This window comes from Streptomyces sp. SID1328, from assembly GCF_009865595.1.
Taxonomy (GTDB): domain Bacteria; phylum Actinomycetota; class Actinomycetes; order Streptomycetales; family Streptomycetaceae; genus Streptomyces; species Streptomyces griseoluteus.
The window spans coordinates 1-860 of record NZ_WWKH01000719.1; the positions used below are offsets into that span (position 1 = coordinate 1).

The following is an 860-nucleotide window of genomic DNA, read 5'->3' on the forward strand; positions in this document are numbered from 1 at the left end:
GACCCGGCCGCCTTCAAGGTCGTCCCCGCCCGGCACCCCGCCCGCTGGGCCGGGGCCGCCGCCGTCCTCGTGCTGGTCGCCCAGTTCACGCACGGGCTCGCCACCAACCCGGTCTGGGAATGGCGGGTCTTCGGCGACTACGTGCTGTCCGAGACGATCGTCCAGGCCGTCTGGGTCACCCTCCAACTCACCGCCTACGCCACCGTGCTGGGCTTCCTCCTGGGCACCGTGCTGGCCTTCATGCGGCTCTCGCACAGCCCGGTGCTGCAGACCGTCGCCTGGACCTACATCTGGGTGTTCCGGTCCATCCCGATGATCGTGCAGCTCGTGTTCTGGTTCAATCTGAGCGCCCTGTACGAACGCCTCGGCATCGGCATCCCCTTCGGTCCCGTCTTCTGGTCCGTCGACAGCGACAGCCTGATCGGCACCATCGGCGCCGCCGTCATCGGCCTCACCCTCCACCAGGCCGCCTACGCCGCCGAGATCGTCCGGGGCGGAGTCCTCTCCGTCGACTCCGGACAGCGCGAGGCCGCCGCCGCGCTCGGCATACCCCGGCTGCGGCAGATCCGCCGGATCGTGCTGCCCCAGGCCATGCGTGCCATCCTGCCCACCGCCGGCAACGAGATCATCGGCCTGCTCAAGGGCACCTCGGTGGTCTACGTGATGGCCATCGGCGAGCTGTTCTACCAGGTCCAGGTCGTCTACGGCCGCAACGGCCGGGTCATCCCGCTGCTGCTCGTCGCCACCGCCTGGTACGTCCTGCTGACCTCGCTGCTGTCGGTCGCCCAGTACTACGTGGAGCGCCGCTACGCCCGCGGCGCCGACCGCACCCCGCCGCCCACCCCGCTCCAGCGGGCCCG

Annotated in this window: 1 protein-coding gene; it reads left to right on the forward strand. The window is 70.7% G+C overall.

From position 1 onward, the window contains the following. Positions 1-860, forward strand: an 860-nt coding sequence (locus GT030_RS23070; RefSeq protein ID WP_161202726.1) for an amino acid ABC transporter permease, incomplete at both ends; no start/stop codon positions are given.